Source organism: Curvibacter gracilis ATCC BAA-807 (assembly GCF_000518645.1).
GTDB classification, from domain to species: Bacteria; Pseudomonadota; Gammaproteobacteria; order Burkholderiales; family Burkholderiaceae_C; genus Curvibacter; species Curvibacter gracilis.
The window spans coordinates 12,229-36,850 of the sequence record NZ_JADZ01000022.1 but is presented as its reverse complement, the minus strand read 5'-3'; the positions used below and the strand labels follow the sequence as shown (position 1 = coordinate 36,850).

Sequence of the window (24,622 nt, the reverse complement as noted above, 5' to 3'; positions counted from 1 at the left end):
CTTCCATTTTTTGAAGGACAGTTTTCATGATCAACAAGATCGCCCACTCGGTCGCCGAGGCGATGTCGGGCATCCAGGACGGCGCGACGATCCTGATTGGCGGCTTCGGCACGGCCGGTATTCCCAACGAGCTGATCGAGGGCTTGATCGAGCAGGGCGCCCGCGATCTGACCGTGGTCAACAACAACGCCGGCAACGGCGACACGGGTCTGGCGGCGCTGCTCAAGGCGGGGCGGGTGCGCAAGATCATCTGCAGCTTTCCGCGCCAGGCCGACAGCCAGGTGTTCGACGGCCTGTACCGCGCCGGCCAGCTGGAGCTTGAACTGGTGCCGCAGGGCAACCTGGCCGAACGCCTGCGTGCGGCCGGCGCCGGCATCGGTGCCTTCTTCTGCCCCACCGGCTTTGGCACCGCCCTGGCCGGGGACCGCGAAACGCGTGAGATCGACGGCAAGCACTACGTGCTGGAGTACCCGATCCAGGGCGACGTGGCCCTGATCAAGGCCGAGGCCGGCGACCGCTGGGGCAACCTGGTCTATCGAAAGGCCGCGCGCAACTTCGGCCCGGTGATGGCCATGGCAGCGCGCCGCACCATCGCCACCGTGCACGACATCGTGGAACTGGGCAGCCTCGACCCAGAGGCCATCGTCACCCCTGGCATCTTCGTCAACCAGATCGTGCAGATCGACCGCGTCGCCACCCAGGCCGGCGGCTTCAAGAAGGCAGCATGAACATGGACTACCAAGCTCTTACCAAGGACCAGCTCGCTGCGCGGGTGGCCCAGGACATCTTCGATGGCGCCGTCGTCAACCTGGGCATCGGCCAGCCCACGCTGGTGGCCAACCACCTGCCTGCAGGCCTTGAAGTGGTGCTGCACAGCGAGAACGGCATCCTGGGCATGGGCCCGGCGCCGGCCCCGGGGCAGGAGGACTACGACCTGATCAACGCCGGCAAGCAACCGGTCACGCTGCTGCCGGGCGGCGCCTTCTTCCACCATGCCGACAGCTTTGCCATGATGCGCGGCGGCCACCTGGACATCTGCGTGCTGGGCGCCTTCCAGGTCAGCACCACCGGCGACCTCGCCAACTGGAGCACGGGTGCCCCGGGCGCCATCCCCGCCGTGGGCGGCGCCATGGACCTGGCCATCGGCGCCAAGCAGACCTGGGTGATGATGGACCTGCTCACCAAGCAGGGCGAAAGCAAGCTGGTCGCCCAGTGCAGCTACCCCTTGACCGGCCTGGCCTGCGTCAAGCGCGTCTACACCGACCTGGCCACCTTCGCCTGCACGCCGAACGGCCTGCAGTTGATCGATGCGGTGGAAGGGCTCAGCCGCGAAGCGCTGGAGCGCATGGTGGGCTTGCCCATCGCGCCTGCCATCGCTCCTGCACTGGCACCTGCACTCGCTCCCGCACTTGCCAACCCGCCCACCGCCCGTGAGACTGGCAGCCATGAATGAACCCACGCCTCAACCGGGCCGCTCCAGGCCCGTGCCCTTGGCCACCGCGCGCGGAACCTTCCGCGTCTGCGTCGATGGCGATGCCGCTGCACCGGCGCTGATCCTGTCCAACTCGCTGGGCACCCCGTTGGAGATGTGGGGCCCGCAGGTCGAGGCCCTGTCCAAGCGGCATCGCCTGATCCGTTACGACACAAGAGGTCATGGGGGCAGCCCGGTCACCCCTGGGCCCTACAGCTTTGAGGAGCTGGGCCAAGACGTGCTGGCCGTGCTCGATGCCCTGGACATCGAGCAGGCCGCGTTCTGCGGTATCTCGATGGGGGGCCACACCGGCCTTTGGCTGGGCATCCATGCGGGCCAGCGCTTCACGGGCATAGCGGTGTGCAACAGCGCGGCCCGCATCGGTTCGACGCAGGGCTGGCAGGAGCGCGCGATCTTCGTGCGCAAGGGGGGGGCGGCCGCCATGCACGCGCTGGCCGAGTCATCGCCCAGCCGCTGGTTCAGCGAGGGCTTTGTCCAGGCGCACCCGGCCGAGGTGCAGGCTGCGCAAGCCTGGATCGTAGGCATCGCGCCACAAGGCTATGCCGCCTGCTGCGAGGCCCTGGCAACCTCCGACCTGCGCGACGAACTGCACCGCATCACCACGCCCACCCTGCTGTTGGCGGGGGCGGCAGACCCCGTCACGACGGTGGCCGACGCACAGACCATGCAGGCCCGCATCGCCGGGGCCCGGCTGGCGGTGGTGCCGGCCTCGCACCTGTCCAATCTGGAGGCGCCGCAGGCGTTCAACCAGGCCATTCTTGAGTTTCTTGCCACCCTGGAACACGCTTCCTGACCTTTGAGGAGATCCCATGCTGTATCTGGTTCACATGCTTGTCGACATCCCATCGACGATTGCGCCCGAAGAGGCGGCACGCATCAAGGCCGAAGAGAAGGCCTACTCGCAGCAGCTTCAGCGCAGCGGCAAATGGCCCCACCTCTGGCGCGTGGTGGGCGAATACGCCAACTACAGCGTGTTCGACGTGGCCAGCAACGACGAACTGCACGACACCTTGAGCCAACTGCCGCTGTTCCCGTTCATGAAGATCACGGTCACCTCGCTGGCCAAGCATCCTTCGTCGATTGTCTGACATGGCCCTGAACCGAAGAACGCTGGCCGCGCTGGCAACACTGGCCGTGGGCCTTGTGCTGCCTTGGGGCGCGCAGGCACAGACCGAGCCCAGGTGGCCCACCAAGCCCGTCAAGTGGGTGGTGCCCTTCCCGCCGGGTGGGGCGATGGATGTCATTGCCCGCACCCTGGGCGACCGCTTGGCGCAAGACCTCGGGCAGGCCTTTGTGATCGAGAACCGGCCCGGTGCCGGGGGCAACATCGGTACCGACTACGTGGCCAAACAGGCTGCGGACGGCTACACCCTTCTGATCACCTCGATCGGCATGGCCACCAACAAGGCGCTGTACCCCAAGCTCAGCTACGACCCCGTGAAAGACTTCGCGCCGGTCAGCCTGCTCGCTGTCGTGCCCAACGTGCTGGTGGTCAACCCCGCCCGCAGCGCCGACCGATCGGTCAAGGACGTGTTGGCCCATGCCCGGCGCGAGCCTGGCAAGTTGACTTATGCGTCCGCCGGCAACGGCACGTCCATCCATCTGGCAGGCGAGGTGTTCGCCTCGATGGCTCAACTGAAGCTGCTGCACATCCCCTACAAGGGCAGCGGCCCGGCCGTGACCGACATGTTGGGCGGGCAGGTCGACCTGATGTTCGACAGCATCACCTCGGCCCGGCCGCACATCCAGTCGGGCAAATTGATGGCGCTGGGCGTGACCTCGGCGCGGCGATCGTCCGCCTTGCCCGATGTGCCCACGCTGGCCGAAGCCGGCGTTCCAGGCTACGAGGTGTCGCCCTGGTTTGGCGTGTTTGCACCCGCGGGCACGCCGGCCGAGGTGGTGAACCGGCTGAACAAGGCGCTCATCACAGCCATGCGCCAGCCCGAGACCCTGCGCAAGCTCGAGAGCGTGGGGGCCGAGCCCATCGGCTCGACGCCACAGGCCCTGGCCGAGCACTTGAACAAGGAGCTGGCGCGCTGGGGGGCGTTGATCCAGGAGCGGGGCATCCGGCTGGACTGAACAGAGTGCCATGGGCCGCGGCGAGGCCTTCTGCTGCGGGCCTGGTCAAACCTGTTCAATCAAACTCACGTCGCATGGCGCGGGGCCCTCAGGCATGGCTCTAGCCCTGGGGGTGTCCATGCATCAGCCCTGCGCGTGCAGGCCTGCCGCCCACATCAATCCGAAAAACAAGGCCGCCAGAAACAGCGTCTCCAGCACCATCAGCGCCACCGGCCGCCAGCCCACCGTGAGGATGTCCTTGAGGTGGGTCTTCATGCCGATGGCTGCCATGGCGGCCACCAGAAAGGCCTGCGACATCTGCAGGCCGGCGCGGCTGGCGGTGGGCGGTACCCAGCCCAGGCTGTTCACGGCCACCAGCACCACAAAGGCCACGGCAAAGCCGGGCAGCAGCGGGGGGCGCGCGGGCTGGAGGGCGCCGGCCTGCTGCGCCTGTGCGGCCTGGCTGAGGTTGTGGCGGTGCGTCATCCAGGCCGCCAGCGCAATCACCGGCACCAGCATGGCCACGCGCATCAGCTTGATCACGGTGGCAGCGTCACCGGTTTCGGGGCCCATGCTGTAGCCGGCACCGACCACCTGGGCCACGTCATGGATCGTGCCGCCGAGAAAGAAGCCCGCATTGAGCGCGTCCAGGCCCAGCAGGCGCACCACCACGGGGTAAAGCACCATGGCGATGGTGGAGAGCGTGCTGACCCCGATCACGGTGAAGAGGGTGGCCCGCTCCTTCTGGGGGTGCTGCGGGAAGGCGGCCGAGATGGCCAAGGCCGCAGAGGCGCCACAGATGCCCACGGCGCCGCCCGTGAGCAGGCCGAAGAATTTCTGGAAGCCCAGCAGGCGCGCCGCCAGAATGCCGAAGCCGATGGTGGCCGCCACCGCCGTGACCACCATGGCCAGGGGTTGCCAGCCCATGGCCTGCACCTGGGCGACCGTGATCTTCAGCCCCAGCAAGGCCACGCCCCAGCGCAGCACCTGCCTGGCCGTGAACTCGATGCCCGGCTTGCATCGGCTGTCTTGCGACAGGAAGTTCACGGCCATGCCCAGCAGCAAGGCAAACAGCATCACAGGCGCGCCGTAGTGGCTTGCCAGGGCCATGGCCGCGATGGCCACGATGCTCGTCATCAACACGCCCCGGGAGCGCTCGGCCAACCAGGTCTTCCAGTGGCTCATGGTCTCAACCCTGTGGCAGCAGATGGTTCTGGAATTTGTCGCGCAACTGGTGCTTGAGCATCTTGCCTGTGGCGCCCAGAGGAATCGCGTCGACAAACACGACATCGTCGGGCGTCCACCATTTGGCGATCCGGCCTTCGAAGAAGTTCAGCATCGCCTCTCGGCTCAGCTCCGCGCCGGGCTTCAGGGTCACGATGAGCAGCGGGCGTTCATCCCACTTCGGATGACGGGCCGCGATGCAGGCCGCCATCGCCACTGCCGGGTGGGCCATGGCGATGTTCTCAAGGTCGATCGAGCCGATCCACTCGCCGCCCGACTTGATCACGTCCTTGGACCGGTCGGTGATGTTCATGAAGCCCTGGGCATCGATGGTGGCCACGTCGCCCGTGGGGAACCAGCTGTTCTCCAGCGGCGATGCGTCCAGACCGAAATAGCGCTCGACCACCCAGGCGCCGCGCACCAGCAGGTCGCCCGCGCTCTTGCCATCCCAGGGCAGTTCGTCACCCTGGGCATCGATGATCTTCATGTCGATGCCGAAGGGCGAGCGGCCCTGCTTGGCCAGCGCGGCACGGCGCTGTTCCTTGGGCCAGGCCAGTTGTTCTGCCTTGAGCACGCCCACCGTGCCGATGGGGCTGAGCTCCGTCATGCCCCAGGCGTGGATGACCTGTACCCCATAGGTGTCCTCAAACATCTCCATCATCGAAGGAGGGCAGGCCGAGCCCCCGATGACGGTGCGGTTCATGGTGGAGAAGCGCAGGCCTTGGGCCTGCACATGGCTGAGCAGCCCTTGCCAGACCGTGGGCACGCCTGCCGACAGGGTCACCCCCTCGCTCTCGAACAGCTCGTACAGGCTCTTGCCGTCCAGCCCCGGGCCCGGAAAGACGAGTTTCGCACCCACCATGCAGGCCGAGTACGGCAAGCCCCACGCATTGACGTGGAACATCGGCACCACCGGCAAAATGGTGTCGCGGCCTGAGAGGTTGAGCGAATCGGGCAGGGCCGAGGCCAGGGTGTGCAGCAGCGTGGAGCGGTGGCTGTACAGCACGCCCTTGGGGTTGCCGGTGGTGCCGCTGGTGTAGCACAGGCTGGAGGCCGTGTTCTCGTCAAGGGCCGGCCACTCGAAGTGATCGTCCTGTGCGGCCATCAGCTCTTCGTAGCACAGCAGGTGGGGGATGGCCGATTCGCTGGGCATGTGCTCGCGATCCGTCATCAGCACGAAGTGCCTGACGCCTTTCAAGCGGTCTGCCACCGCCTCGACAATCGGCAGAAACGTCTTGTCAAAGCACAGCACCTGGTCTTGGGCGTGCTCTGCAATCCAGACCAGTTGATCGACATGCAGGCGGGGGTTCAGGGTGTGCAGCACGGCGCCGGAGCCCGAGACCGCGTAGTACAGCTCCAGGTGCCTGTAGCCGTTCCAGGCCAGGGTGCCCACGCGCTGACCCGGCAGAACGCCCAGGGCGCCCATCGCCTTGGCCAGTTGACGGGCGCGCCGTGCCAGGTCGCGGTAGGTGTAGCGGTGGATGTCGCCTTCGACGCGGCGCGACACCACCCACTGCTCGCCGTGGTGGCGTTCTGCGTGACGCAGCAACGAAGAGACCTGCAGCGGCTGCTGCATCATTTGTCCGATCATGGAAACTCCAAAAGCAGGGTAAGCCAGCGCGGGAGCGTGTCCCGCGTGGATTCATGGCGTGACGCGGCGTGTGCCGCGCCAAACGGGGTGGGGGTGGGCTTATTCGGGTTTGAAGCCGATGGACTGCAGCACCGCACCTTGCTTGTCTGATGCTGCGCGCAGCGAGCTCATCAGTTCATCGGGCGTGGCATGGCCACCGATCGACCAACCCATCTTGGCGTAGGCCTCGCGCAACTTGGGGTCTTGCAAGGCCTTGAGGGTGGCGTCGCGCATCTTTTGCTGGATGGGCGCAGGCAGATCGGGGGTGGTCCACAAACCAATCCAGATCACCTCGGTCAGATCCTTGTAACCCAGCTCTGCAAAGGTCGGCACCTCGGGAAACATCGGCAGGCGTTGCGGTGCGGTGGTGGCGAGCACCTTGATGCGCCCGGCCTTGACGTGGGGTTCCACGTTGCCAGCCACATCAAATGAGGCCTGGACCTGGCCCCCCATCAGGTCCTGAAGAGCGGGCGGAGAGCCTTTGTAGGCGACATGAACCATGTCCAGGCCAGCCTGTTTGTTCAAAGCCAGGCCCAGCGTATGAGACAAGGTGCCAGCGCTGTAGGAGGCAAAGTTGACCTTGCCCTTGTTCGCTTTCGCATAGGTGATGAACTCACTCAAGGTATTCGCCGGCACTTGGCTGTTGGTTGAGAACACCAGGCCAAGGCGACTGAGTTCCGCAAGCGGCTTGAGTGCCTTGAGTGGGTCGAAAGGCATTTTCACCGCGTGCGGAATCTCAGAGACGATGGCATTGACCTGCACCATGAAAGTGCTGCCATCCCGGGGAGACTTGAGCAGATCTGCTGCACCGATCAGACCAGCGGCGCCCGGCTTGTTGTCAACAATGACTTGCTGTCCAAATTGTGCGCTCAGCCGTTCGGCCAATACGCGCGCAGCCAGATCAACGCCGCCACCCGCAGGGCCGCCCACGACAAATCGAATCGGCTTGTCGGGCCAGTGCTGTGCCCAAGCCAGGCCTGCACTGCTCAGCAGCAAGGCCGCCACAAGTGCCTGACGACCCATGCCGCGGCGGGTTCTATCACAAGGCGTTTTCATGCTTGTCTCCTCATCGAGAGCTTGTTTTAGTCGATCTCAGCGACCGAAGCTGGACACGTCGATGGGTTCGACGCCTTCCTTCTTGCAGAAGCTGAGGTAGCGATCCATCATCGATTTCCAATTTTCAATCGCCAGCACCGCGCCGTCCGGCGACATCAGGTTCCAGTCGCCCTGAACGATGTTGAGGGTGATCACCTCCTCCTCGCCCACCGTCACTGGCGTGTGACGTGAACCTGCAGTCTCGTACACGAAGCTGCCCGGGGTTGCCACCCAGTCGTGTTCCAGATACCGCCAGCAGCCTTTGATGGTCGACACCATCACGGTGCCTGCATGGTGATGCAGAGGCAGTTCGGTGTGAGGGGGCAACTTCAACAGCGTGATCCAGTCACCCCGGACGGGATCGACCTTGATGAGTTTCATCAGAATCGTGTCGCTGTAGGGCGTAAACGGAATCCAAGGAAGAGATTCAACATCGATCAATGCGGTATCGACAGTTTCAAAGTACATGGACATGGCAGCTCCTGGCTGGGGGGTTGAAGAATCAAGGGAAGGGGGAGAGGAAAGACGTGGCTTCTGCGCCAAATCCATCTCGTTGAAGAATTCCTGCAGGCGGGCGATGACCCATTGCGGGCGCTCCTCGGGGATCCAATGGCCGCAGTCGGGGGCCACGCCGCCGCGCACATCACTGCACATGCGTTGCCATGAGTCCATGGCGAAGTAGCCGCGCCCAATGTTGGCCGCACCCCCTCCGTACACCAGCACGGGCATGGGCAACTTGCCGCCGGTTCGCAAGAATTCACGGTTTTCGTGGCCATCTTGTGCCATCGCCCGGTAATAGTTGAAGCCGGCCCGCATGGCGCCTGGTTGGGAATAGGCCCGCACATACTCACGTTGGGCTTCTTCTGTGATGGCGTCAGGGCGTGCGCCTGCCTTGCGGAACATGTATCGCAGGTAGACGTCTTCACGGCCGCTCACCATCGCCTCGGGCAGATCGGCCTCCCCATGAAAGCCAAAATGCCAGCGAGGAATGGCGCTCAGCGGCGATCCATCCCCAGGGACCGGCGCATCGAAGATCGCCATGGCCCGCACTGCATCACGGTGTTGTGCGGCCAGGGCGTAAGCCACGGGCCCTCCCCAATCGTGGGCCGCAACATAAAAGGACTTCTGGCCCAGCACGTCGTGCATGAGGGCCCAGATGTCCTGTGCCACCGTCTTGGTGTCGTAGCCGCCGCTCGGGCGAGAAGAGTCCCCAAGTCCTCGCAGGTCAACGGCCACCACCCGGTAGTTCTGCATCATGCCGGGGAGCACGTCGCGCCACATGTACCAGGTTTGAGGCCAGCCATGCAGAAACACAATCGACGGGCCATGGCCGCCGGTGACGTAGTGCAGGCGCACCTCACCCACCTGGGCATAGTGGTGGGTCAGTTCCATATTCAGATCGCGGTCCATGGCAATCCTCAGAACGGGCGATCGCCCTGGATGGTGGCCCGGTTCATCCTGCGATGGCAGGGCGGGTAATCCATCACGGCATAGTGCTGTGTGCAGCGGTTGTCCCAGATCGCGACGGAGCCTGGGCTCCAGCGCCAGCGCATCTGGTACTCGGGAATGAAGCTCTGACTGACCAGGTACTGCAGCAAGTTGGACATGCCGGGGTGAAAGTCCTGACCGAAGCGGACATTGCGCGCGGTATGGAAATTGGTGAAGTGGGTGATGAACCCACCCGTCATCAGGCTTCGCTTGCCCGTGATCGGATGGGTGCGCACCACCGGGTGCTCCGGGTCTGGGAATCGCGCCTTCATGGCCAGGCGCTCATCGGCAGGCTTGGCGGCCATGAAGGTGGCCTCCATGCTGTGGCGTGCTCGAAGGCCCTCGATGGCGTCTTTGACGTGATCGGGAAGGCGTTCATACGCCAACTCCATGTTGGCCCACATGGTGTCGCCGCCCACGGGCGGGCACTCCAGGCAACGCAGCACGGCGCCCATGGGCGGGCATTCACGCCATGTCGCATCGTGATGCCAGGCGTTTTCGTAGCGCTCCGGCGGGCTGTCGGGGGTCTTCCAGATTTGAATGATGCCGGGCTCACCACTGGTGCTGGGCGCCAGAGGATGGTCTTCCAACTCACCGAATGTGCGGGCGAACGCGGCATGTTCGGCATTCGTCATGTCTTGATCGCGTGAAAACAAGACTTTGTACTTGAGCAGTAGCTCGTTGATTTCTCCGGCGAGAGCGGCATTGCGACCCGCCTCGGACAGTTGGATGCCTTGGATTTCAGCGCCAATGGCACAGGTGAGCGGAACGACTTTCATCGGAGATCTCCTTTTGCGTGGACTCGCCACAAGTGAAGTAGTTGGTGAAGCGATTCTGAGAGTCGCGATCACTTTGAACTTGACAAAAAGGGAATTGAAGTTGACATTTCGTGAAATTGAGGGTTTTCCATGCCTACCACCCGTTCTGCCGCTTTGACCAACTTTGAGCGCGTCGCCAGCGAGTGCGGGCTGGACGCGAGTGCGCTGGTCAAGGAGGTCGGTCTGCCTCAGCGCTGTCTCAGCGATCCAGACCTGTTGATTGCGGCCTCTGCGATCAGTCAATTGCTTGAATTGGCCTCGCAGCGGGCCAAGGAGCCCGCCTTTGGCCTGCGCATGGCCGCATCGCGACGCTTGTCCAATCTCGGGCCCTTGGGTTTGCTGCTGCGTGACCAGCCCACCTTGCGCAAGGCCCTGGAGACCTTGGTGGAGAACGTGCACACACACAATTCGGCCATGACGGTCTCACTCGTCCAAACCGGCCCCTGGATGGCCATCCGTGAGGAAACTTTGCCTGATTTGCGCCACATGTCGCGGCAGGCGACAGAACTCGCGATGGCGACGACCTTCAACTTCCTGCGCATCTTTCTGGGTGAGTCCTGGTCGCCCAAGGCCGTCACCTTCCGCCACCTGGCACCGCCCAACGCCACCTGGCACCGGCGCGTCTTTGGCTGCCCGGTGAGCTTCGGTCAGGAGTTCAACGACATTCTTTGCAATGCGCAGGATCTCGAGGCGCCCAACCCCGGAGCCGACCCGGTGATGGCGCGCTACTCGCAGCGTCTGCTGGAGGCCGAGCACAACCACCGCTCCAGCATGTCGGACCAGGTCAAGAACCTGATGGTGCTGCTCATGCCACGGGGGCATTGCCGGGTCGAGGTGGTGGCGCAGCACCTGGGGGTGGACCGCCGCACCGTGGCCAACCGGCTGGCCAAGGAGGGCAGCAGCTTCAAGGCCTTGATGAACCAGATGCGCAAGGAACTGTTGGCCAACTACATGCTGGACGGGGCGCGGCCGTTTTCAGACATCGCCATCCTGCTGGGGTTTTCAGAGCTCAGCGCGTTCTCCCGCTGGCATCGCACGCATTTCGGGTTCACGGCCCGCAGTCGCCATGGCCTGCCCGAGGCTCAGGCGGTCAATGCGCCGTGAGGGCGGCCGGTGCGTCGCCGCAGCCCCGTCTCAAGCGGGCACCGGTGTCAGGGGGGCGGCAGTGTTCGGCCTGCGGTACTGCTCCAGCCAGGCACTGACCGGCATGGGCTTGGCATAGTGCCAGCCCTGGGCCCATTGAACCCCACGCGCTCGCAGGTAGTCGGCCTGCTGCTGGGTTTCCACGCCCTCGGCGACCATGTCCAGGTGCATGCGGTGGCCCAGTTCGATGACGTGATCGACCACATGGGAGGTCACCAGCCCCTTGCCGATGGCCGCCACAAACGACCGGTCGATCTTGACCTGGTCTGGCTCCAGCGTGGCCAGGTAGGTCAGGCTGGAATAGCCCGTGCCGAAATCATCCAGGCTGACCTTGATGCCCAGCGCATGCAGCCTCCTGACGTTGTCGATGGACTGATCAATGTCAACCGCCACCCGCTCCGTGATCTCGACATGGATCTGCGTGGCGGGTACCCCCAGCTGCGCGATCAGGGCCTGAAAGCGGTCGACAATGCCCGGGCATTTCAGGTCTTCCGCGCACACGTTGATGGCCATCTGCAAACGAGGGTGGACGGCCAGCATGCGGGGCATGTCCTGACTCAACAAGAACATGACCTTCTCCGTGACGAGCTTGATCAGACCACGACGCTCGGCCATCGCAATGAACAGGTCGGGCGCCACATGCTCGCCGTTCTGCCGGCGCCAGCGCAACAAGGCCTCCACGCCCACCCAATCACCGCTGCGGGTGTCCACAATCGGTTGGTAGACGAGGAACAACTCGTCATGACGCTTCAGGGCCTGTTTGAACTCGGTGGGCAGGGATTGGGTGATGCGCGCAATCCTGAACAGCACCCAGGCCAGCACGCCACTGGCCCCCAGGGCCATGAACACCATCCAGACAAATTGCCGATGCAATTCACTGGCCAGGACCTCGGCGGGCACGGTCACCAGGGCTCCAAAGTCGTAGCGGCTGGAGGGCTTCCAGACCCTCACACGCTCGTCCTTCAACTCGACAAAGGCCTGGGCCCGGGTCACCTGACCGAGATGGGCATCGGCTGCCATCGGCCCCCGCGTCATCACCACTTTCTGATTGGAGATGTTCACCAGCGCGATCTGAGAGGCCTCCCCCTTGGGCAGCATGTCGAGCAGCAGGTCGGGGTGGACGAACACGGTGTAGCCCGATTCGGCATGGGTCAAGGCCATGGTCCTGATCGTGGGCACCAGGGGATGCCACAGGTGGACTCTGACCTGATTGCCGATCGCACTGTGGTAGTCGAAGGGCCCCAGGTCGTGGGGCGAGGCCAGCAGGGCCGAGCAGCGCAGCCAGTTGTCCTTGATGTAGCCCACGTCCTGCAGCAGCTTGTTGCGGATCAGCTCCTGGCGCATCAGCGTCACCGACTGGTCATCGCAAGGGGTGTCGATCCGGTGCTGCTCGATCGACTGGATGGCGCTGACTGACTGGTCTGACACCATCTCGGCGGAGCGAAGGACCGAGGTGGCCAAGTCTTCAGCTTGGGCCAGCAGGTGCTGGCGGGTCTGCTCGCGAATAGCATGCCAGGTGATGGCCAGGGGCAGCAGAAAGCCTGAGATGGCAGCGCCATACAGAAGCGCGATCCGAAATCGATGCGTTGTCATGGCCGCAGCTTTCGGTGGGCTTCAGGCAGACTTCAGGCGAAACACGGAAACGGCGTCCACCAGATCGCGAGCCTGGTTCTGCATCGCAGTCGCGGCGGCAGCGATCTCTTCCACCAGCGCGGCGTTTTGCTGGGTGGCCTGGTCCATGTGCGTCACGGCCTCGCCCACCTGGACCACCCCGGTGCTTTGCTCGGCACTGGCGGTGCTGATTTCCGCCATGATGGTTGTGACCCGGCGGATACTGGAGACCACATTGCCCATGGTCACGCCGGCCTGGTCCACCAGCACGCAGCCGGCCTCGACCCGGTCCACGCTCTCGCTGATCAGGCCCTTGATCTCCTTGGCCGCTTGCGCACTGCGGCCCGCCAGACTGCGAACCTCACCGGCCACCACCGCAAAGCCCCGGCCTTGTTCACCCGCCCGGGCCGCCTCCACCGCCGCATTCAGAGCCAGGATGTTGGTTTGAAAGGCAATGCCATCGATCACATTGATGATCTCGGCAATCTTCAGCGAGCTGTCGCTGATGCTCTTCATGGTCTCCACCACCTGGCCCACCACCTGGCCCCCTTGCTCCGCGATCTGCGACGCGCTCTTGGCCAGCTGATCTGCCTGCTGGGCGTTGTCCGCATTCATGCGCACTGTGGAGGACAGCTGTTCCATCGACGCAGCGGTCTGCTGCAGGGCACTGGCCTGGCTTTCGGTGCGGTGGGACAGGTCGTGGTTGCCTTGCGCAATTTCATTGCTGGCCATCGAGACGGAGTCCGCGCTTTCACGCACATTCGACACCACCGAAGCCAGGGACTGCTGCATGCGCTTCATCCCCAGCTGTAATTGGCCAATCTCATCGCGTGATTCCACCTGGATGTTGGCGGAAAGATCTCCTTGACCGACCGCATCCACCGTGCTCAGGACGCGCATCAGTGGCCGCACGATCAGCCGCGCGTTCAGATAGGCCAAGGCCACGCCCACCAGCGCGATCAGGATGCAGATCGCCACCAGGCGCTGCCTTTTGAGCTTCAGGACTTCATCAGCCTCCGTTAACAGGGTCGTGGAGCGATGTGCCGAAAACGCGTTGTACTCATCGGTGGCCAGCGTCAAGGCGGCGAGCAGGGGCCGGCACTCCCGGATCATCAAGGCCGTGGCCTCGTCGTACTGCTGCTGGAGTGCCAGGTCGACAATGGTCTGGGCCACCGGGGCGTACTGCTTCTCGATGTTCGCGATCGTGGCGATCATCTTCCTCGCCTGTTCGGACACCTCTTTGGCCTGCGCCAAGGCCACCAGGCGACCCAGGTGCTGCTCCAGATCTTTCTGGGCCTTGAGCAGGGCCTGGCGTTCGAGATCGATGTCTTGCGGGTTGCGCACCGCCAGCAGGTTGCGCGCCGCGATCGCCCGATGATCGATGGCCTGTCGGACCAGGTGGGCCTCGTCAGAGCGCTGATGCACGCCATCCACATACGATCGGAACCGGTCATTGGCCTCGGACAAGGACGAGTTGATCGCAAAAGACAAGGCCACCAGCAGGGCCACCAGCAGCCCGAACGAAAGGCCCAGCTTGGCCTTGACGGGTAAGTCAATCAACAGTTTCATGGGTGTTCCTCATTCATGTGCAAGTCACCCAACGGCGTCCTGCTGATGCGCAAGGCCTTGGGAATCTCGGGGGTGCAGGGCGGGGTCATCGGCCCGCCGGGCTGGCAGGGACGATGGACTCAGACGGCTGCCAATTTTGCTGAATTGAGCCGCCGTAGACTTGACGTTATGAGAAACTGAGTTGACAAAATGAGAATATTTGTCGGCCTGGGCGTGCGCTTCCAAGGTGCTGACGCCGGCGTGTGACCCAGGCGCACACGCGGCGCCTGCTGGCCTGCCCTGACCTTTTGCCAGGGCAGGGGGCAGGGGCGGGCACCGGGTGATGCCCGGGCCGCCTGTTGGAGGCTCAGAACGGATAGTGCCGCGGCCCCGTCTGCAGCGTGATCCAGCGCAGCTCGGTGAAGGCCTCGATGCCGGCGCGCCCGCCAAAGCGGCCCCAGCCGCTGCCCTTGACGCCGCCAAAAGGCATCTGGGCCTCGTCGTGCACCGTGGGGCCGTTGATGTGGCAGATGCCCGATTCGATGCGTTGCGCCACGCGCCAGCCGCGGGCCGCGTCGCGGGTGAACACGGCGGCCGACAGGCCGAAGGGGTTGTCGTTGGCGCAGGCCACGGCCGCGTCTTCGCCGGCCACGCGCATCACGCCCTTGACGGGGCCGAAGCTCTCTTCGCTGTACAGGCGCATGGCCGGCGTCACGTGGTCGAGCACGGTGGCGGGCATCAGGGTGCTGTCGGCACGGCCGCCGCACACCAGGGTGGCGCCGTGGGCTAGCGCGTCGTCGATCAGGGCGTTGCACCGGTCCACCGTGGCCTGGCCCACCACCGAGCCCAGCACGGTGGGGCCCAGTCGGGGGTCGCCCAGGGGCAGGGCGGTGGCGCGCGCTGCGAAGCGGGCCACGAACTCGTCGGCCACCGATTCATCGACCACGATGCGTTCGGTGGACATGCAGATCTGCCCCGAGTTGGCGAAGGCGCCGAAGATGGCGCCGTCCACGGCCGCGTCCAGGTCGGCGTCATCGAGCACCAGCAGGGGGGCCTTGCCGCCGAGCTCCCGCACCGAGGGCTTGAGGTACTTGGCGCAGGTGGCGGCAATGATCTTGCCCGCATGGGTGGAGCCGGTGAAGTTGACGCGCTTGACCGCCGGGTGGGCGATCAGGGCTTCGACCACGGTGGCGGCGTCGGCCGGTGCATTGGTCACAAAGTTGACCACGCCCGGGGGCAGACCGGCCTCCTGCAGGGCCTGGATGATCAGGCCGTGCGTGGCCGGACACAGCTCGCTGCCCTTGAGCACCACGGTGTTGCCCATGGCCAGCGGCACGGCGATGGCGCGCACGCCCAGGATCACCGGTGCGTTCCAGGGCGCGATGCCCAGCACCACGCCGGCCGGCTGGCGCACCGCCGTGGCCAGACTGCCCGGCAGGTCGGAGGGGATCAGCTCGCCGCTGACCTGGGTGGTCAGGGCGGCGGCCTCCAGCAGCATGTCGGCTGCCAGGTGCACATTGAAGCCCGCCCACAGGCCGGAGGCGCCGGTTTCGCGGGCCATGGCCTGGGCAATGGCCTCGCCCTGAGCCTCCAGGGCGACGGCGGCCTTCATCAGCAGCTTGCGTCGCTCGCCCGGGCCCATCGCGGCCCAGGCCGGGAAGGCCTTGGCGGCGGCATCGGCGGCAGAGCGGGCGTCGGCGGCGCTGGCCGCCGGGGCGGTGGTGGCCAGCGAGCCATCCAGCGGGTTCAGTCGTTCAAAGGTGCTGCCGTCCGCGGCGGCCACGGTCTGGCCATCGATCAGCATGGAAATGGTGCTCATGTCGGGGTCTCCTGTTTCCGCGGCTCAGAGCCCGTTCATCTGGCACAGCACGTTGGCGTACATGCCGCCATCGGTGGGGATGTTGGTGCCACGGATCCAGCCCGAGGCGTCGGACAGCAAGAAGGCCACCACGGGGGCGATGTCGGCCGGGGTGCCGGGGCGGTCCATGGTGCGCATGTCCTCTTCGGCGCGCGCGCCCAGGGTCTCGATGAAGTCCTGCAGGATGGGGGTGTCCACCGGCCCCGGGCTCACGGCGTTCATGCGGATGCCCCGGGCGCGCCAGGTCCAGCGGTTCTGCAGTGTCCAGGCAATCAGGGCCTCCTTCGAGAAGAAGTAGCTGCGGGCACCTTCGATGCCGTGCTGCTGGCAGAAGGCGTCCACCTCATCAAAGCCCAGGCCGTCGGCGGCCAGGATGGTGTCTTTGGCGTCGGCCCAGCCCAGTCCGGCCAGCGAGGCCAGGTTGACGATGGCGGCGCCATCGGCCAGCTTCGGCAGCAGCTGGGTGCTCAGGTACTTGAGACCGACCAGGTTCACGCGCAGCACCGCGGGCGCCGGGCGGGTGGGCGGCAGTCCGGCAATGTTGGCCAGGCCGTTCAGCCCCTGGGGCAGGGCGGCGACCAGCGCATCGATCGAGTCCTGGCGCGACAGATCGGCCTGCACGAACTGGCCCTTGAACTGCGCCGGGCGCTGGATGTCCACGCCGATGACCTCGGCCCCCTGTTGGCTCAGCAGGGCTGCGGTGGCGGCGCCGATGCCCGATGCGGTGCCGGTGACGATGATTTTCTTGCCTTGAAGCATGGTTGACTCCGTTGTCGTGATGAAAAGAATGCCGCTACAGCATTGCAACCCCGGTGCCAGTTCGGGCTGCAAAAAAAGTCGTTGCATTTCAAGGGCTTGCCGAGGGCGATCCGTAGAAACCCTGAGTCAATGGTGGCTTGATTGATTAGAATTTGATGCTCAAAAATTGATCGATGACGCCGCTCGCTACGGCGCTGCCGCGATGAAACAAACACCCCCCCGCCTCAGCCTGGCCGCCTTGCAGGCCAGCCTGCTGCAGTCGCGCAGCAGCGCCGACATCGACGAAGGCGCGGCGCCCACGCAGCGCGATCTGGCCGAGACCCTGAGCTTCTCGCCCGGCGATGGCCGCATCTGGATGAACGACCAGCGCATGCTGCTGTGGCGCTCGTCCACCTATGGCTCGCTGCGCCGCGAGCTGATCGCCAGTCTGGGCCAGGAGCAGGCCCGTTCGCTGCTCACCCGGGTGGGCTATGCCGCAGGTGCCCGCGATGCCGAACTGGTGCGCCGCATGTGGCCCGACAGCGACCCGGCCAATGCCTTCCACGCCGGCCCCAGCCTGCACCGGCTGGAGGGCATGGTGCGGCCCGAGACCATCCGCTTCGAATTCGACATCGCCCGCGGCGACTTCTTTGCTGACTACTGGTGGCACGACTCCAGCGAGGACGACGAGCACATGGCCGCCTTCGGCATCGGCACCGAGCCGGCCTGCTGGATGCAGGTGGGCTATGCCAGCGGCTACGCCAGCGCCTTCATGGGCAAGCTCATCATCTACCGCGAAACCGCCTGCCGCTCAATGGGGGCCGAGGCCTGCCGCATCACGGGCCGTCCCGCCGACCAGTGGGAAGACCCCGAGCTGGACCTGCACTACTTTCTGCCCGAGGCCTCGGCACCCCGGGTGCGGGGCTTCAGCGCCGGGGCCAGCCTCAGTTCCACGGGGGCGCCGAAGGCCCCCGCCGCCGCCGCCCTGGGGCTTGGCGCCGACGCGCCCGAGCCCATCGGCATCTCGGCCAGCTTCAGCGCCGCCTGCCACCTGATCCAGCGCGTGGCACCCACCCAGGCCACGGTGCTGTTCACCGGGGCTTCGGGCGTGGGCAAGGAGCTGTTTGCCCAGACCCTGCACCGCATCAGCCCGCGGGCCCAGCGGCCCTTTGTGGCCATCAATTGCGCGGCCATCCCCGAGACCCTGATCGAGTCGGAGCTGTTCGGGGTGGAACGCGGCGCTTTCACCGGGGCCACGGTATCGCGGCCCGGGCGTTTCGAGCGCGCCCACGAGGGCACCCTGTTTTTGGATGAGGTGGCCTCGCTGAGCTATGTGGCCCAGGGCAAGCTGCTGCGCGCCCTGCAGGAGCGCACGGTCGAGCGGGTGGGCGGCACCCGGGCCATCGCGGTCAATGTCCGGGTGCTGGCGGCCAGCAATGTCGATCTGCGTGAGGAGGTGCGGGCCGGGCGCTTTCGCGAAGACCTGATGTTCCGCCTCAATGTGTTCCCCATCGCCTTGCCGCCCTTGAAGGAGCGGCGCGACGACATCCCGCTGCTGATGGAGCATTTTCTGCAGCGTTACGTGGCGCTGCACCAGCGCGAGGTGCCGGGCTTCACCGCCCGGGCGGTGCAGGCCCTGCTGCGCTACGACTTTCCGGGCAACATCCGCGAGCTGCAGAACCTGGTGGAGCGCGGTGTGATCATGGTCGAGCCCGGCGAGCCGATCGATGTGCACCACCTGTTCCGGGGTGGCGAGCTGTTGTCGCACGAGGCGCTGGGCCTGGATGAAAGCGGGCAATTGACCCAGGTGCCGCCCACCGGGCCCGAGCCCGCCCGGCGCGCTCGGAGATCGGCGCCCGGCGCGCCGGGCAAGGCCTCGGCGGCTGACGCAGATAGGGGCGCCGCCGCAGAACTGCAGCGCTACCGCAAGGCCTGGGTGGCAGCACGCCACAACGTGGCCGAGGCCGCCCGTGCGCTGGGCCTGAGCCGGGCCCAGCTGGCCTACCGCCTCAAGCGCGGCGGCCTGCTGTGACGTAGGCGAGGCCCGCCCGGACGCCCTCAGCCTGCCTTTTTGGCCGCAGCGCGGGGGCGGCGTGCCTTCTTGGCCGCTGGCGCAGTCGCTTCCACGGGGGCGGCCTCGGTCGGGGCGGCCTCGGGCGCTGCCACAACGCTGGGGGCTGCCGGCTCGGTGGCTTCAGCAGCCGTGCTGGCCGGGCCATCCGCGGCGCCATCCGCCGGCTCAGCCTGCGCTGCATGGGCCTGGGCGCGGGCCTTGGCGCCCGAGCGGCCACCGTGGCTGCGGCGGCGTGGCGAGGCGGGTGCTGCAGCTTCGTCCGTCGGGACGGTGGCCGGCGCAGCGCCTTCATCGGTGCTTTCGGCTTGGGCCGGCTCATTCACCGGGGCGGGGGCCAGTGCGGCGGGCTCCTCGGTGTCTTCGGACGCCGGGGCTGCGGCGCGCCGGGTGGCGGCACGGGTCTGCTGCTCCTCGCGCTCACGCAGTTCGCGGGCCTTGCGGGCCCGTGCGCGGGTTTCGGCCTCGGCGGCGGCTGCGGCGATGGCAGCGTCATGCTCGGACAGCGCAGCCGGGCTCTGGCCGGGGGTTCTGCCTGACTGCTGAGCCGGCTGGGCATCGCTGCGCGCGTTGCCGGGTTCAAAGCGGTTGTCACGCTGCCCACCGCGTCGGCCACCCTTGGTGCGGCCATCGCGACCCTCGCGGCCTTCACGGGGTTCACGGCCGTCACGCCCGTAGCTGGCTGGGGGCTGCTCGTCGTTCTCCGGCGCGGCTTCGTGCTCGGGCGCTTCGGTCACCGGGGCTGCGACGTTCGTGTGCACAGGCGCGGCCGCTGGTGTGGGTACCGGTGCGAAGGCCTCTGGCGGGAAGTAGCGCGACACTGGCCGTTCGTAGGGCTGCTCGGCACGTGGCGCCGGGGCGGCCGAGGCCTGCGGGTTGAAGGACTGGGAACCGGAGGCCTGTGAACCGGAGGCGGGCAAGGGCGCAGCGCCCGTGTTGCCGCCGCCGCTGCTGCGAAACACGTAGGCGCCCGATTTGTCATCGCGGCCGAACTCCATCAGGCCGCGGTTGTGGGCCTCTTCCAGCAGGTTGCCGAAGGTGCGAAAGCCAAAATAGTTCTCGTTGAAGTCGGGGCGGCGGCGCTTGATGGCCTCTTTGAGCACCGAGGCCCAGATCTTGCCGCTGTCGCCGCGCTCGGCCATCAGGGCGTCGAAGGTCTCCACGGCCAGCTCCAGGGCCTCGCTGCGGCGGGCCTCGCTGGCCTCCTTGCGCTTGCGCTCCTCTTCTGGCGTGCGGCGGGCTTGTTGCGGTGCATCGGCCGGCTGCTGGCGGCGCGCCAGGGCGCGTTGCTTTTCACGCACCAGGTCGTCGTAAAAGATGAATTCGTCGCAGTTGGCGATCAGCAGGTCGGAGGTGGACTGCTTCACGCCCACCCCGATCACCTGCTTGTTGTTCTCGCGCAGCTTGGACACCAGGGGCGAAAAATCCGAGTCGCCGCTGATGATCACAAAGGTGTTCACGTGCGACTTGGTGTAGCACAGGTCCAGGGCATCGACCACCATGCGGATGTCGGCCGAGTTCTTGCCCGACTGGCGCACGTGCGGGATCTCGATCAGCTCGAAATTGGCCTCGTGCATGGTGGCCTTGAAGCCCTTGTAGCGGTCCCAGTCGCAGTAGGCCTTCTTGACCACGATGCTGCCCTTGAGCAGCAGCCGTTCGAGCACGGGCTTGATGTCGAACTTCTCGTAGTTGGCGTCACGCACGCCCAGCGCCACGTTTTCGAAATCACAGAACAGCGCCATGCTGAGGTTGTCGGGTGAGTTGGCCATCAGGCTCTCCATTGGGGTTGCAGCCCTGGATCATCACACGGATTGACACCGACTCGTCCGCGCGTGGGGTCAGGGGGCGAGGTCGGCGCCTTTTTCCTGCAGCAGGGCGCGCAGCACCGAGCGGTGGCAGCGGGCCTCGTTCTCGCAATAGCAACCCAGCGAAAAGTGGCTGTGGCGCGAGAGGGCAGCCAGCACATCCAGGCTGCGGCTGGCCTCGGGCTGGGCCATTTCCTTGCGGAACTGGCGCTCGAAGGCCTGCCATTGCGCCGGGCTGTCGGCCTCTTGTCCCAGCTTCATGGTCTCGGGGCTGGGTGCGAGGTTGGGGTACCAGACGTCGTACCAGTTCTGGCTGGCGAATTCGGTCTTGGGCACCCCCCGCGGCGGGCGCCGAACCGTGCCGATGCGGGTGCCTTCATCAGGCGCGCGAGGGCTGCCCAGTTTCACGATGCGTAGCGTCATGTCATTTGTCCATCTGATAAGTCAGATTGAAGGAATTGGGCCGCAGCGGTTGAACCGGGGTCAGTCCGGCGGGCAGTTGCGGCGTGTTGCCAGGAATATACGCTTGCGCGTTGAGCAGCCTGGCGCGGGGTGGACTGCAGATCGGCAAGTGCGTGGCGTCCAGGCTTGCACGTTCCCGGCAACGCAAGAGCTTCATCGGGCCAGGCTTTGTTGCAGGGGCTAAACTGGCACAAGGCCACACAATGGCCTGCCGGCTTACAACCCCCATCCCCTTTCCGCCATGGACCTTCAGCAGCTCAGCCAAACCCTGGAGCGCGACGCGCTCGGCGTGGTCTTCATCAACGTGTTGCTGCAGCAGTTGGGCCTGCCGGTGCCGGCCGTGCCCACCTTGCTGCTGGCGGGCAGTCTGGCCGCCACGCCCGGGGCGCTGGGCAAGCTGGCGGCCGGGGCCATCTTGGCCTCGGTGCTGGCCGATTGGGGCTGGTACCACGCGGGCAAGCGTTTTGGCTACAGGGTGCTGTCGGGGCTGTGCAAGCTGTCGATCAACCCTTCCTCGTGTGTCAGCCAGACCGAGGCGCGCTTTCTGCGCTGGGGGCCGGCCTCGCTGGTGGTGGCCAAGTTCGTGCCCGGGTTTTCGACCGTGGCGCCGCCGATTGCCGGGGCCCTGCGCATGCACCAACCCAGTTTTCTGATCGCGGCCGGTGCCGGTGGCGGCCTGTGGGCTGGCCTGGCGCTGGGCGCAGGTTGGCTGCTGCGCGACACCGTGCGCCAGGTGATCGCGGCGCTGGAGCGCAACACCACCGAAGCCTTGACCGTGGTGCTGGTGCTGGCCGCCACCTGGCTGGGCTGGAAGTTCTGGCAGAAATACCGCTTTCGCCGCCTCAGCGCGGTGCCCCGCATCGGCATCGACGAGCTGCGCGCGGCGCTGGCACGTGAGCCACGCCCCCTGTTGCTGGATCTGCGCGGCGCCGTGATGGTGGCCCAGACCGGGCCCATCGAAGGGGCCCGCGTGGCCGAGCACAGCCAACTGGAGCAGGCCGTGGGCGACTGGCCCCGCAACCAGCCCATCGTGACCCTGTGCGCCTGCCCGCAGGATGCCGGCGCGATTCTGGCGGCCCGCCGCCTGCTGGACCTGGGCTACCTCTCGGTGCGCCCGCTGGATGGCGGCTACGAGGCCTGGCTGGCCTCTCAGCCCCAAGGTCAGCGCTGATGCGGTTGGCCCCGGTTTCTCGTCTCTGCCGGGCCGCGGGCCCGGCCCACTGGAGTTGTTCATGAGCCCAGCCCCACGCGGCGCTGCCAAGCCCTCTGTGCCCAAAGCCGGCAAATTGCCCAAATCTCCCGTAGCCTCACATGCCGACTACCTGATCGTGGGCGCCGGTTTGGCCGGTGCCACCGCCGCCGAAACCCTGCGGGCCGAGGGTGCCACCGGCCGCGTCGTGCTGTTGGGCGATGAAGACCAGCCGCCATACCAGCGCCCGCCCTTGTCCAAGAGCTTTCTGACCCTGAATCAGACCCCGCGCGTCAGCACCGTGCTGGCCGAAGGCACCTGGCAAGAGCAGGGCATCGAGCTGGTGCTGGGCTGCCGCGTCAGCCGCCTTGACACGGCACAGCGCACGCTGCACACCGAAGCGGGCCCCAGCTGGACTTATGGCCAGCTGCTGATCGCCACCGGGGCCCGGCCCTTGCGGCTGGCATTGCCCGGGGTGGACCTGCCCGGCATCCACTACCTGCGCTCGCTGGCCGACGCCCAGGCCATCCGTGCCAGCGCGCTGCAGGCGCAGCGGGCGGTGGTCATCGGGGGCAGCTTCATCGGGCTGGAGGTGGCGGCCTCCTTGCGCCAGCGCGGCATCGCGGTCACGCTGGTCGAGCGGGGCGATCTGTTCGGCCGCTTCAACACGCCGGCCCTGTCTGAGTTCTTTCAGCGCTGTTTCACCGAGCGCGGCGCCCAGGTGCTGCTGGGCGATGCCCCGGCCCATTTCAGTGGCAGCGACCGGGTGCAGGCCGTGCACACCCAGGGGGGCCAGGTGCTGCCTTGCGACATGGTGGTGATCGGTGCCGGCGTCTGCCCCGAGACCGGCTTTCTTGAAGGCAGCGGCCTGCAGCTGGACGAGGGCGTGGTGGTGGATCGCTTTTTGCAGGCCAGCCAGCCCGGCGTGTTTGCCGCCGGCGACGTGGCCAACTTCGATGACCCGGTGCTGGGCCGCCGCCACCGCGTGGAGCACTGGGACAACGCCATCAAGCAAGGGCGCCTGGCTGCGCGCAACATGCTGGGTCAGCGCCTGCCCTATGACGAGGTCAGCTACTTCTTCAGCCAGGTCTTCGAGCACAGCTTCAACCTGTTGGGCGAGATCGAGCCCCCGTTCGAGCGCATCGACCGTGGCTCTTTGCAGGCCGGCTCGTTTGCCGCCTTCTACCTGCGCCACGACGTGCCGCAGGCGCTCTTTTCGCTGGGGCGGCCCTCGCAGGAGACCCGGTTGGTCGAGAACCTGATCAAGCGCCGCGTCAACCTGAGCCGCCTCAAGGCCAAGCTGTCCGACCCGAAGTTCGCACTGCAGCAGATTCCCAACCAGACCTTTCTCATCCTGCAAGGCGGTGGCGCCTACGGGGCTTTCGAGTGCGGCGCCGTGAAGGCGCTTCAAGAAGCCGGCGTGCGGCCCGATGTGGTGGCCGGGGTGTCGATCGGGGCCTTCAACGGGGCCATCATCGCCGGCAACCCCGAGCGGCCGGCCGAGGCGCTGCAGGCCTTCTGGGCCGAACTGGCCACCCTGACCCCGGTGGTGCCTGACGAGGCCCTGCGCCAAAGCCTGGCCTGCCAGCAGATCGCCACCTGGGGCGTGCAACCCTTTTTCACGCCGCGCTGGCTGCAGCCCATGCTCGGTGCCGAGCAATGGCCGCAGAACTGGACCAGCCTGTACGACACCAGCCCCATGCGGGCGCTGCTGGCGCGCTACGTGGATTTCAGCCGCCTCAAGGCCAGCCCGGTGCGGCTGATGGTCAGCGCCGTCGACCTGGAGACCAGCGAGCTGGTGGTGTTTGATAGTTACGTGGACGATCTCACGCCCGACCACATCCTGGCCAGCGGCAGCCTGCCGCCGGCCTTTCCGTGGACCACGGTGAATGGCCGCCATTACTGGGACGGCGGCATTGTCAGCAACTCGCCGCTGGAGCGCGTGGTCGAGCGCTGTGGCTCGGCGGGCAAGCAGGTCTACATCATCGATCTGTTCCCGGGCCGGCGTCGCAAGTTGCCTGGCAACCTCAATGAGGTGATGGCCCGGCGTGATGAGATTCTTTACTCAGAACGCGTGCGCAGCGATGTGCGCACCCGCGAGCAGGCGCGCGACTACCAGCGCCTGGTCGAAGACCTGATGGCCGAGCTGCCCCCTGAGGCGGCCGCCCGGCTGCGCCACCAGCCGCGCTACATCCAGCTGATGGGCGATGAGGCCCCCATGACCATCACCCGCATCGTGCGCGAAGACAGCGACGACGCCCCCTCTTCGCGCGACTACGACTTCTCGCGCGAGACCGTGGCCCAGCTGCAAGAGGCGGGCTACCGCATGACCCGCAAGGCGCTCCAGCGCTGAGGCGCTGAGGCCCCTGGCCCGCCAACTGGACCGCATTTC

General features: G+C 66.2%; 20 protein-coding genes. 9 read left to right on the top strand and 11 right to left on the bottom strand.

Going from position 1 to position 24,622, the window contains the following annotated elements; genetic code table 11:
- Positions 1 to 26: 26 nt before the first annotated feature.
- The 5 genes from L880_RS0116540 to L880_RS0116520 are packed head-to-tail and all read left to right on the top strand — an operon-like array spanning position 27 to position 3,571.
- Entirely contained in the window at positions 27 to 728 is a 702-nt protein-coding gene (locus L880_RS0116540; RefSeq protein WP_027476620.1) for a 3-oxoacid CoA-transferase subunit A, read from the top strand.
- Positions 725 to 1,453 (top strand): 3-oxoacid CoA-transferase subunit B, encoded by a 729-nt coding sequence (locus L880_RS32590; RefSeq protein ID WP_084461368.1) that lies wholly within the window; start codon positions 725 to 727, stop codon positions 1,451 to 1,453. Before L880_RS0116540 ends, L880_RS32590 begins: the two co-directional genes overlap by 4 nt.
- The gene (gene pcaD, locus L880_RS0116530; RefSeq protein ID WP_051443366.1) at positions 1,446 to 2,285 is read left to right on the top strand and encodes a 3-oxoadipate enol-lactonase; all 840 of its coding nucleotides are present in this window, start codon (positions 1,446 to 1,448) and stop codon (positions 2,283 to 2,285) included. Before L880_RS32590 ends, pcaD begins: the two co-directional genes overlap by 8 nt.
- A gap of 16 nt (positions 2,286 to 2,301) precedes the next feature.
- Positions 2,302 to 2,580, top strand: coding sequence for a muconolactone Delta-isomerase (gene catC / locus L880_RS0116525; protein ID WP_027476618.1), 279 nt, complete (start codon positions 2,302 to 2,304; stop codon positions 2,578 to 2,580).
- Between the two features lies 1 nt (position 2,581).
- Complete coding sequence (locus L880_RS0116520; protein WP_027476617.1) at positions 2,582 to 3,571, top strand: tripartite tricarboxylate transporter substrate binding protein; 990 nt, start codon at positions 2,582 to 2,584, stop codon at positions 3,569 to 3,571.
- A gap of 123 nt (positions 3,572 to 3,694) precedes the next feature.
- Here L880_RS0116520 and L880_RS0116515 read toward each other — a convergent pair whose 3' ends face one another.
- The 5 genes from L880_RS0116515 to L880_RS0116495 form a co-directional block, all read right to left on the bottom strand.
- The gene (locus tag L880_RS0116515; protein WP_027476616.1) at positions 3,695 to 4,735 is read right to left on the bottom strand and encodes a YeiH family protein; all 1,041 of its coding nucleotides are present in this window, start codon (positions 4,733 to 4,735) and stop codon (positions 3,695 to 3,697) included.
- A gap of 4 nt (positions 4,736 to 4,739) precedes the next feature.
- Positions 4,740 to 6,365: a 3-(methylthio)propionyl-CoA ligase gene (locus L880_RS0116510; protein ID WP_027476615.1), complete on the bottom strand. Its 1,626-nt coding sequence runs from the start codon at positions 6,363 to 6,365 to the stop codon at positions 4,740 to 4,742.
- 99 nt (positions 6,366 to 6,464) lie between these two features.
- On the bottom strand, positions 6,465 to 7,400 hold the full coding sequence (locus tag L880_RS0116505; RefSeq protein WP_169737771.1) for a Bug family tripartite tricarboxylate transporter substrate binding protein: 936 nt from the start codon (positions 7,398 to 7,400) through the stop codon (positions 6,465 to 6,467).
- Between the two features lie 96 nt (positions 7,401 to 7,496).
- On the bottom strand, positions 7,497 to 8,909 hold the full coding sequence (locus L880_RS36735; RefSeq protein WP_342669177.1) for an alpha/beta fold hydrolase: 1,413 nt from the start codon (positions 8,907 to 8,909) through the stop codon (positions 7,497 to 7,499).
- Between the two features lie 8 nt (positions 8,910 to 8,917).
- Positions 8,918 to 9,766, bottom strand: a complete 849-nt coding sequence (locus tag L880_RS0116495) for a TauD/TfdA dioxygenase family protein (RefSeq protein ID WP_027476613.1) — start codon at positions 9,764 to 9,766, stop codon at positions 8,918 to 8,920.
- Positions 9,767 to 9,895: 129 nt separating this feature from the next.
- Between L880_RS0116495 and L880_RS0116490 the strand changes: the two genes are divergently transcribed.
- Complete coding sequence (locus L880_RS0116490) at positions 9,896 to 10,909, top strand: AraC family transcriptional regulator (RefSeq protein ID WP_027476612.1); 1,014 nt, start codon at positions 9,896 to 9,898, stop codon at positions 10,907 to 10,909.
- Positions 10,910 to 10,939: 30 nt separating this feature from the next.
- Here the strand turns inward: L880_RS0116490 and L880_RS0116485 are convergent, their stop codons facing one another.
- The 4 genes from L880_RS0116485 to L880_RS0116470 form a co-directional block, all read right to left on the bottom strand.
- Positions 10,940 to 12,541 carry an EAL domain-containing protein gene (locus L880_RS0116485; RefSeq protein ID WP_027476611.1) on the bottom strand — a complete coding sequence of 534 codons (1,602 nt, stop codon included), beginning with the start codon at positions 12,539 to 12,541 and terminating at the stop codon, positions 10,940 to 10,942.
- Between the two features lie 21 nt (positions 12,542 to 12,562).
- Positions 12,563 to 14,128 (bottom strand): methyl-accepting chemotaxis protein, encoded by a 1,566-nt coding sequence (locus tag L880_RS36680; protein ID WP_051443365.1) that lies wholly within the window; start codon positions 14,126 to 14,128, stop codon positions 12,563 to 12,565.
- 346 nt (positions 14,129 to 14,474) lie between these two features.
- Complete coding sequence (locus tag L880_RS0116475; RefSeq protein WP_027476610.1) at positions 14,475 to 15,926, bottom strand: aldehyde dehydrogenase; 1,452 nt, start codon at positions 15,924 to 15,926, stop codon at positions 14,475 to 14,477.
- A 24-nt stretch (positions 15,927 to 15,950) separates the two neighbouring features.
- Positions 15,951 to 16,724 (bottom strand): coniferyl-alcohol dehydrogenase, encoded by a 774-nt coding sequence (locus L880_RS0116470; RefSeq protein ID WP_027476609.1) that lies wholly within the window; start codon positions 16,722 to 16,724, stop codon positions 15,951 to 15,953.
- 202 nt (positions 16,725 to 16,926) lie between these two features.
- Here L880_RS0116470 and L880_RS0116465 point away from each other — a divergent pair, with 202 nt between their 5' ends.
- Complete coding sequence (locus L880_RS0116465; RefSeq protein WP_027476608.1) at positions 16,927 to 18,735, top strand: sigma-54-dependent Fis family transcriptional regulator; 1,809 nt, start codon at positions 16,927 to 16,929, stop codon at positions 18,733 to 18,735.
- 26 nt (positions 18,736 to 18,761) lie between these two features.
- On the opposite strand, the gene L880_RS0116460 is transcribed toward L880_RS0116465, so the two are convergent.
- Positions 18,762 to 20,543 carry an NYN domain-containing protein gene (locus L880_RS0116460; protein WP_043329749.1) on the bottom strand — a complete coding sequence of 594 codons (1,782 nt, stop codon included), beginning with the start codon at positions 20,541 to 20,543 and terminating at the stop codon, positions 18,762 to 18,764.
- Between the two features lie 69 nt (positions 20,544 to 20,612).
- On the bottom strand, positions 20,613 to 21,002 hold the full coding sequence (locus L880_RS0116455) for a DUF488 domain-containing protein (protein WP_027476606.1): 390 nt from the start codon (positions 21,000 to 21,002) through the stop codon (positions 20,613 to 20,615).
- A 280-nt stretch (positions 21,003 to 21,282) separates the two neighbouring features.
- Between L880_RS0116455 and L880_RS0116450 the strand changes: the two genes are divergently transcribed.
- Both L880_RS0116450 and L880_RS0116445 read left to right on the top strand, forming a co-directional pair.
- On the top strand, positions 21,283 to 22,212 hold the full coding sequence (locus tag L880_RS0116450; RefSeq protein WP_027476605.1) for a VTT domain-containing protein: 930 nt from the start codon (positions 21,283 to 21,285) through the stop codon (positions 22,210 to 22,212).
- Between the two features lie 61 nt (positions 22,213 to 22,273).
- Entirely contained in the window at positions 22,274 to 24,583 is a 2,310-nt protein-coding gene (locus L880_RS0116445) for an FAD-dependent oxidoreductase (protein WP_027476604.1), read from the top strand.
- Positions 24,584 to 24,622 lie beyond the last annotated feature (39 nt).